Below are 9081 nucleotides of genomic sequence, written 5' to 3'. Positions count from 1 at the left end.
GGGTTAAGTTTATTATTCAAAATCAGTGATATTCATTTTATTTTGTTACTTTCGAAAAGTATTATTTTTAAATTTGATAAAAATGAAAGTAGCAACATTAAAATCTCTGGTATTTTTATTCTTATTTGCATTTTTAACTTCTTGTAGCGATGACAATGATCCAAAACAATTTTCATTAGACCAACCAAGTGCTATTGCTGCAGAAGATTATGCCGTTTATACAGCAGTTATTAGTTCTAAAGGTTCAGGTACTTTTTTACTTAAACAAAAAACTGCTTTTGGAATGTCATTTATGGAACCGGATAATAATTATGTTCTTACTTCATTATCTGAAGGAAATCCGGGATTTGAACCAGAAATGGTGACTACTTTAATTGATAATAATATAAATCCTTTGTTTTTAGATTACGCGTTTCCAATTTCTTCAATACAAGTAATTTTAGTCTCAGAAGCTGAACTGAATTATATTTTCAACACTGATTCTGACAATGATTGGATGCAATTTTATAATACTTTTCCAAACGCAAATGGCTTTAATCAATTTTCTGCGGTTGCATACAATGCTGATAAAACGAAAGCATTATTAGAAACAGGTAATGTATGTGGTTCTCTTTGTGGTCTTGGAACATTATTTTATTTAGAAAAAGAAAATGGTGTATGGATTATCAAGAAAACAGTTGACACTTGGATTTCCTAACTTATATTAAAACATTACTAATAAGAAGTAAATTCGTTCAAAGTAATATGAAATAACAAATAGTTTTTAATTTCTGTAACAATTTCAAAGTTTTATTTACTAATATCTTAAATTTGACCATAGAAAATAAATCAACAACATGCTTGTCTATTTCCGATTATTAAAAGAAAGTTTCGGTTTTGCAATGAACGCTTTGCGAAACAATAAATTAAGAACATTACTTTCGTTACTTGGTGTGACAATTGGTATATTTTCTATCATTGCCGTTTTGGCTGCTGTCGATTCTTTAGACAGAAAAATAAAATCAGACATTAGCGGATTAGACAATAAATCTATCTTTTTATTCAAATACTGTTTTGGCCCAAGTGATGTTCCTGATTGGAAAATAGATCAATTTCCCGATGTTAATTTTGATGAATACAATTACATAAAAAACAATGTCGATGGAGTAGAAGCTGTTTGTTATCAGTTTTTTACCAATAGAGAAAATGTAAAACACGACGATAAAGTAGCTAGTTCGGTAAGTATAAAACCATGTACATATGAATTCATTGAAATAGAAAAATTAGATTTTGCAGAAGGTAGATTTTTCAATGAACAAGAATCTAATTCTGGAAAAAACTGTGTTATTCTTGGTAGTGAAATAGCCGATGTTTTATTCGAAAATCAAAATCCTATTGATAAAGAAGTCCGACTTTACGGTCAGAAATTTATTGTTATTGGTGTTCTAAAAAAAGTAGGTGAGCGTATGATTAACTTTGGTTCCAATCCAGATAATACGGTTTACGTTCCTATCAATAAAGTAAGATCAATGTTTGGTGACAACAATGATCAATTTACACCAATTATTATCATTAGACCACAAGAAAATGTAGAATTGGAAGATATTAAAGGCGAATTGACTCAAAAATTAAGAATTAAAAGAGGATTGAAAGCTGGAGAAATCGACAACTTTTTCGTGAATGTCTTAAAAGGTGCTACCGATCAAATTGATGCAATTATTACTCAAATGAATATTATGGGTTGGGTTATTGCCGGATTTTCACTTCTAGTTGGAGGTTTTGGTATAGCCAATATTATGTTTGTTTCTGTAAAAGAACGAACGAATTTAATTGGAATTCAAAAATCGCTTGGAGCAAAAAATAGATTTATTCTTTTTCAGTTCTTATTTGAAGCAGTAATTCTTTGCGTAATTGGCGGATTTATAGGATTGTTATTGGTTTGGTTAATTTCCATAGTCTTAACTAGCGCTTTAGATTTTGAATTTGTCCTCGGAATTGGAAACGTAGTTTTAGGAACTTCTCTAGCCATAATCATCGGATTAATTGCTGGGATTTTACCTGCAATTTCAGCTTCAAAATTAGATCCTGTTGAGGCAATTAGAAGCGGAATGTAATTAGATGCTTTTTTCTATCTTTGAAAAAAAATCTAAAGCATTTATAAAATACAATAATCGTTTTTTTTACTAAACTATTTTAATCGCTTTTGTTATTGCTTTTCTCTAGTTTCAACAGTATTTTTGGTTAGAAATAGAGTAGCTAAAGTGGAACTATTAACGCAAAAATGAATAAAACTACTGCCTTTTTACTACTATTTTCATCATTTATTGGATTTTCTCAAACTCAAAAAGATTCAATAAAAACAACAAAGCTTGATGAAGTTATAATATCCAATAAAGTACCTACAAATCTAACTTTATTGCCCAATCAGGTTAAAGTCATCACCGAAAAACAAATTGATTTTCAGAATTTTCAAAGTACCGCAGAAGTATTGTCAAATTCGGGTTCGTTATTTGTTCAAAAGTCACAACAAGGTGGCGGAAGTCCAGTCATTAGAGGATTTGAAGCCAGTAGAGTTTTATTACTTGTGGATGGAGTTAGAATGAATAATTTAATTTTTAGAGCTGGTCATCTTCAAAATGTGATTACTGTTGACGAAAGCATGCTCGATAATGTTGGAATTTTCTATGGTCCAACTTCAACCTTATTCGGAAGTGATGCCTTAGGAGGAACTGTTGCAATGACAACAAAAAAAGCAAAGTTTTTGAATGAAGCAAAAAATAAGTTTTCTGGAAATGTTAATACACGTTATAGTTCTGCAAACGAGGAGAAATCGATTGCTTTTAATATAAATTATGCAGCTGAAAATTTCGCTTCTTTAACCTCACTATCTTTTAATGATTTTGGCGATTTAAAAATGGGTAAACGTAAAAATCATAACGGTGACTTCTTTGGAGAACGACCATTTTATGTTGCAACAATCAATGGTGTTGATCAATTATTGGTTAATGACGATAAATACGTTCAAAAGAATTCTGCTTATAAACAGTATAATTTTTTACAGAAGTTTGCTTACAAAGCGGAATCAGGATTTGAACATGGTTTGAATTTACAGTTTTCAACAACAACAGATATTCCTAGATATGATCGATTAACCGAAACAAATTCTTCAACAGGATTAACTCATGCCGAATGGTATTATGGACCGCAACAACGTATTTTAGGAGTATATTCTGTTGCAAGACAAAAGGCCATTTTAGACAGTGATTTAAAAGTAAATATTGCTTTTCAAAATGCTAAAGAAAGTCGCCACAACAGAAGGTTTGGAAATTATGTATTGCAAAATAGAGAAGAAAGTGTAAACATGTATTCGGTTTCTGTAGATTTAAAAAAGAAGTTTTTAAAAGGCGAATTGTTCTACGGATTTGAATCGTATTATGAAAAATTGAATTCTTCAGCTTATTCGAATAACATAAATACAGGCGTAAGAAGTGCTATAAATACACGTTATCCAAATGGAGACAATACCATGTTTAGAAATGATTTGTATGTTTCTTATGATGAAAAAATTTCAGAAAAAACGCTTTGGAATGTTGGAGCTAGAGTAGGTTATACCACTTTGAAAAGTACAATCGACGACGATACATTTTTTCCGTTACCATTTTCAAATATTTCACAAGGTAATTTTACCTACAGCGGAACGTTAGGAATTATTCATAATACATCAGAAAACTTCGCTATAAAAGCCAATTTATCTAGCGGATTTCGAGTTCCAAATATTGATGATTTGGCTAAAATATTTGAATCGGTGCAAGGAATTATTATTGTTCCAAATGAAAATATTAAACCAGAAAAAACCCTAACTGCCGATTTTGGAATCGTAATTCAATCGAATTCTAAAAAGATTAAATTTGAAAACACCTATTTCTACACCAGATTATACGATGCCATTGTAACCGATGAATTTATTTACAACGGACAAACTGTTATTGATTATGATGAAACATCAAGCCAAGTATTTGCTAATCAAAATAAAGGAAAAGCATTTATCACTGGATTGTCAACAAGTTTTACAGCCGAAATTTTAAGCAATTTAAATTTTAGCGCCAACTTCAATTATAATCTGGGAAGAGTAGTTGAAAACGGAGAACAATCACCATTAGATCATATTTCGCCTTATTTTGGTAAAATTGGTTTTATGTATTCCAAATCTTGGTTGAATCTTGAAGCCTATCTGTTGTACAACGGAAAAAAACCTAGTAAAGATTATTCTACAAGCGGCGAAGACAATCAGCAATATGCGCCAATTGGTGGAATGCCAGCTTGGGAAACGTACAACTTTAAATCAGGTTTTGAAGTTTATAAAGGAGCTACACTATTTGCAGGAATCGAAAATATTTTAGACACGCAATACCGAGTATTCGCATCGGGAATTAATGCGCCAGGAAGAAATTTTTATGGTGGATTAAAATACGCTTTCTAAAAAGTTTTTTCTATAAAATTAAAATCCCGTTAGTGATTTGCTAACGGGATTTCTTATTTATCTAATTTCTTGATTCAAAATCAAATCGATGTACAAATTGATTTTGTTTTTCAACTCTTTTCTATGAGAAATAAAATCTAAGAAACCGTGTTCTAATAAAAATTCTGAAGTTTGAAATCCTTCTGGTAAATCTTTTCCAGTTGTATCACGAACAACTCTTGGTCCGGCAAAACCGATTAATGCACCAGGTTCAGCAATATTAATATCACCAAGCATTGCGTAAGAGGCTGTAGTTCCACCAGTAGTTGGATCGGTACATAATGAAATATACGGAATTTTAGCATCGGCTAACTGTGCCAATTTTGCTGAGGTTTTAGCCAATTGCATTAATGAATAAGCTGCTTCCATCATACGTGCGCCACCCGATTTTGAAATCATTACAAACGGCACTTTGTTTTTTATAGAATAATCAATTCCACGTGCAATTTTTTCTCCAACAACGGCACCCATTGATCCACCAATAAAGGCAAAATCCATACAACAAACTACTAATTCATTTCCCTTAGATTTTCCAACTCCTGTACGAACCGCATCTTTCAATTTGGTTTTGTCCATAACGTCTTTTAATCGTTCAGAGTATTTTTTAGTATCAACAAATCCTAACGGATCTTTAGAAGTCATTTTGGCATCTAATTCCTTGAATTCATTATTGTCGAATAAAATTTCGAAATATTCTTTACTACCAATTCTAACGTGAAAATCATCTTCTGGACTTACCCATAGATTTCTTTCTAACTCATCAGCATCAATGATTTTTCCTGTTGGCGATTTATACCAAAGTCCTTTTGGAACATCTTTTTTATCTTCTGTAGGTGTTTGAATTCCTTTTTCTGTTCTTTTAAACCAAGCCATATTTATAGTATTCAGTTATCAGTGTTCAGTTATCAGTTTAAAACTGTATCTTATAAAGTGTTAACATTATTTAAGTCAGCAAACGCTTGCTCTAATCTTGTGTTGAAAGTAACTTCTCCTTCACGAACCCATTTTCTTGGATCGTAATATTTTTTGTTTGGAGATTCTGCTCCTTCTGGATTTCCAATTTGAGTTTTTAAATAATCAATATGGTTTACCACATAGTCGCGAATTCCTTCTGTGAATGCAAATTGTAAGTCCGTGTCAATATTCATTTTTACAACACCATAAGAAATTCCTTCTCTAATTTCTTCTAATGTAGAACCCGATCCACCGTGGAAAACAAAATCAACTGGATTGTGACCGGTGTTGAATTTATTTTGAACATAATCTTGTGAATTTTTCAAGATTTTTGGAGTTAATTTCACATTTCCTGGTTTGTAAACTCCGTGAACATTTCCAAAAGCTGCTGCAATTGTAAATCTTGGAGAAATTTTAGAAAGTTCTTCATAAGCATAAGCTACTTCCTCAGGTTGTGTGTATAATTTTGAACTATCAACATCAGAATTATCAACACCATCTTCTTCACCACCAGTAATTCCAAGTTCTATTTCTAATGTCATTCCCATTTTACTCATTCGAGCTAAATAAGTTTTACAAATTTCAATATTTTCTTCGATTGGTTCTTCTGATAAGTCAATCATGTGTGATGAAAATAATGGTTTTCCAGTTTCTGCAAAATGTTTTTCAGAAGCATCTAATAAACCATCAATCCAAGGTAATAATTTTTTTGCACAATGGTCAGTATGTAAAATTACAGTTGCACCATAAGCTTCTGCAAGAGTATGAATGTGTTTTGCACCGGCGATTCCACCAGCAATAGCCGATTTTTCTCCAGCGTTAGAAAGTCCTTTTCCAGCATTAAATTGCGCGCCACCATTAGAAAACTGAATGATAACTGGAGCATTTAATTTAGCAGCAGTTTCTAAAACTCCATTGATTGTGCTTGATCCGGTTACGTTTACTGCAGGAAGAGCAAAGCCTTTTTCTTTTGCATACGCAAAAATCGCTTGAACTTCATCTCCTGTTGCAACTCCGGGTTTAATATTGTGTGACATCTTGTAGTTGTGTTTTTTAGTTAATTCCGATTCTTCGGGATACAAAAGTAATAATTTCTAAAATTAGAACGGATAATTTATTCCAATATTTAATACAGAATCAGATAAATTGATTTCTTTAAACCATCTTTGGGTCATGTCTTTCGCCGGATTGTAAGTTTTAAACCCTAAATCACCACGCACAACAAATAATCCAAAATCATATCTAAATCCGAATCCAGTTCCTAATGCTAACGTTTCTAATGATTTTATACCATTAAATTTATAGGCTTCATCTTCAACATTATCGAGTACATTCCAAATATTTCCTGTATCGGCAAATAATGCTCCGTTTAGTTTTCCGAAAATATTAAATCTAAATTCGGCATTAAAACTAATTTTCATGTTGGCTTCATTAAAATCAAATAGTCCTCCGCTACTTCCTGGACCTAAGCTATACGGTTGCCAAGCACGTATGTCGTTGGTTCCACCGGCAAAATAACTTCGAGAAAATGGAATATTGTTAGAATTTCCGTAAGGAATTGCAATTCCGAAAAAGCTTCTTATCGCAAACACTTTTTTCCTTCTTAAATCCCAATGTTTAATGTATTCATATTCGGTTTTTATGTACTGAGAATATTCTACATCAAATATAGTATTGGCTCCGTTTTGATTAATGATTTCCTTAGATGCATTTGCAATTAAAGAAAGTATATTTCCTGCCGATTCAATTTTTGTTTTAAAAATATAAAAGTTATTGTCTTGAATGTCTCTTTTTGATGTTTTTGAAAAACTAATACTTGAAGCAAAAATAAGATTGTTTTCAATTAATCGTTCATAGCGTTCTTTAATGCTCAGTACAGTTCTGTATTCTTCATCATTTTCAGTTATGGCTGGCGTTTCATCCACTAAAAGTACATCGTCAATAAAATTTAAAGTTCCTTCTTGAGTTAGGTTTCCATTATCGTCAACGTATGCAGGGTTAGTATTATAGATTTCGGCAATTTCATTCAATCGATCGTAAGAAGTTCGATAAACATTAAAGTAATTACCTATATTAACATTTTTGACAAATTGAACATTGAATAAGTCAAATCTAACTGTTGTATTTTTCTTAGGTGTCCAATTATAGGAAAGTGAACTAGTGAAATTTTGTTTGTCTAGTCCAATGTTTCTTTGTTTGGCAAAACCAACACTCAATGTTGTTGACGGAATCATCGTTTTTGGGATGATTTTATCGATATTGAAAGGAAATAGAATTCGGGGAAAATTAAGTTTAGAATCAATTCCAATTTCAGAAATATTGAAGAAATTGTTGTTAGGATTTGCTAAATCTCTCGATGCACCAACGTTTCCTCTAAAAGCAATTTCAAAGGTTTCGGCACCATTAAATACGTTTCTAATTCCGAGTGATGTATTTCCTGAAATTCCAAAATCTTGAATATTAGAATGTGTAAAATCTACAGAAGCACCAAAAGTGTATTTTTTTCGAGGAATCAAAAACACGTTAGCTATCAATCCTTTTTCATCTTTCGGATCAACAGAATATTGAATGGATGGATAATTAAAAACTCTCAGATTACTCAAATACTTTGAGGTAAGTGTAGTTCTAAAATCAGAATAGGTAGTTCCTGGAGCGATAAAAATAGCGCTAGTAATTGACTTTGGTTTGTATTTTAGTTTTTTCTCACTGTAGAAATGATATCCATTATAAGTAACGCTATCGTTTACTTTAATCTCGTTTTTATTGGTTTGATGATCGGTAAAAATATTAACCTTATTTATTTTGTAAATTTTAAAATCTTGTGTAGATGAAGTGTCGCCTTCTCTAATATTCTGATTTTCAATATTTAATTTTAAATTTACTTTTTTGTTGGTTTGAATTGTATCTAAATCAAAATTTATATAATTCTGTTGAAAAAAATAGACGCCATTATTTCTAAAATCGGTTGTAATTCTATTGCGTTCGTTGTCTATATCTTCAGTTTTGTATTGATTTCCCGATTTAATGAACGAATTGTCTTTTCTTAATTTATATAAAGAATCTAATGCTAAAGTAGCAATATCGGTTTTTAAACTGTCTAATTTGTAACCACTTCCTTTATTGATTTTATATTTTAAAACTACTTTTTTGGTTTTAGAAGTATCGGTTGTGAAGTCGGTTTTAACATCAAAAAAACCATTGTTGAAGTAATAAGAATTCAATCGTTTTATTGATTTTTTCGTGCTAGTTGTGTCTAGTAAAACTGGCGCTTCACCTGTTTTCTTTAAAAATTCATGAAGTCCTTTGTTCCAAAAAGATTGTCCTAATCGATTTACTTGTTTTTTAGAAAGCCATTTAGCTTTTCTATAATATTTCTTCGGATTTTTTAGAAATTTATCTTTGTATAACGAGTCGGTATTTTGCTTTGCAAGATTGTATAAATTCAATCGAAGTCGATATCCTAGGATAGAACTGTTTGGTTTTTGATACAATTGATTGGTGACTTCATCGTCTTTATTCTTTTTGTCATCCACATAAATTTCGTTATCCATTAACAATCTTTTGTTGTCTGGAACTCGTTTAGTAGTATTACAACCAACAATAATGAGGGTTATTAAAATAAATAGTGA

The 9081-nt window shown here is 31.3% G+C and carries 6 protein-coding genes; 3 read left to right on the top strand and 3 right to left on the bottom strand.

Annotated elements, in window-relative coordinates:
• Window positions 1–82: 82 nt before the first annotated feature.
• From DIU01_RS13765 to DIU01_RS13755, 3 genes are all read left to right on the top strand, one after another.
• The gene (locus DIU01_RS13765) at window positions 83–697 is read left to right on the top strand and encodes a hypothetical protein (protein WP_290835397.1); all 615 of its coding nucleotides are present in this window, start codon (window positions 83–85) and stop codon (window positions 695–697) included.
• A 139-nt stretch (window positions 698–836) separates the two neighbouring features.
• Window positions 837–2093, top strand: coding sequence for an ABC transporter permease (locus DIU01_RS13760; protein ID WP_290835395.1), 1257 nt, complete (start codon window positions 837–839; stop codon window positions 2091–2093).
• Between the two features lie 167 nt (window positions 2094–2260).
• Window positions 2261–4459 (top strand): TonB-dependent siderophore receptor, encoded by a 2199-nt coding sequence (locus tag DIU01_RS13755; protein ID WP_290835393.1) that lies wholly within the window; start codon window positions 2261–2263, stop codon window positions 4457–4459.
• 57 nt (window positions 4460–4516) lie between these two features.
• Here DIU01_RS13755 and accD read toward each other — a convergent pair whose 3' ends face one another.
• The 3 genes from accD to DIU01_RS13740 all read right to left on the bottom strand — a co-directional run.
• Complete coding sequence (accD, locus tag DIU01_RS13750) at window positions 4517–5371, bottom strand: acetyl-CoA carboxylase, carboxyltransferase subunit beta (protein WP_035125531.1); 855 nt, start codon at window positions 5369–5371, stop codon at window positions 4517–4519.
• A gap of 50 nt (window positions 5372–5421) precedes the next feature.
• Window positions 5422–6489, bottom strand: coding sequence for a class II fructose-bisphosphate aldolase (fbaA, locus tag DIU01_RS13745; RefSeq protein WP_290835390.1), 1068 nt, complete (start codon window positions 6487–6489; stop codon window positions 5422–5424).
• 63 nt (window positions 6490–6552) lie between these two features.
• A partial coding sequence (locus DIU01_RS13740; RefSeq protein ID WP_290835388.1) for a BamA/TamA family outer membrane protein occupies window positions 6553–9081 on the bottom strand: 2529 nt, incomplete at its 5' end.

Source organism: Flavobacterium sp., from assembly GCF_003525665.1.
Taxonomy (GTDB): domain Bacteria; phylum Bacteroidota; class Bacteroidia; order Flavobacteriales; family Flavobacteriaceae; genus Flavobacterium.
This window is presented reverse-complemented; position numbering and strand designations above follow the sequence as displayed.

Excerpts from the sequence above, each read along its gene's own strand:
- DIU01_RS13765 (WP_290835397.1), top strand. The coding sequence starts at position 83 with ATGAAAGTAGCAACATTAAAATCTCTGGTATTTTTATTCTTATTTGCA.
- DIU01_RS13760 (WP_290835395.1), top strand. The coding sequence starts at position 837 with ATGCTTGTCTATTTCCGATTATTAAAAGAAAGTTTCGGTTTTGCAATG.
- DIU01_RS13755 (WP_290835393.1), top strand. The coding sequence starts at position 2,261 with ATGAATAAAACTACTGCCTTTTTACTACTATTTTCATCATTTATTGGA.
- accD (WP_035125531.1), bottom strand. The coding sequence starts at position 5,371 with ATGGCTTGGTTTAAAAGAACAGAAAAAGGAATTCAAACACCTACAGAA.
- fbaA (WP_290835390.1), bottom strand. The coding sequence starts at position 6,489 with ATGTCACACAATATTAAACCCGGAGTTGCAACAGGAGATGAAGTTCAA.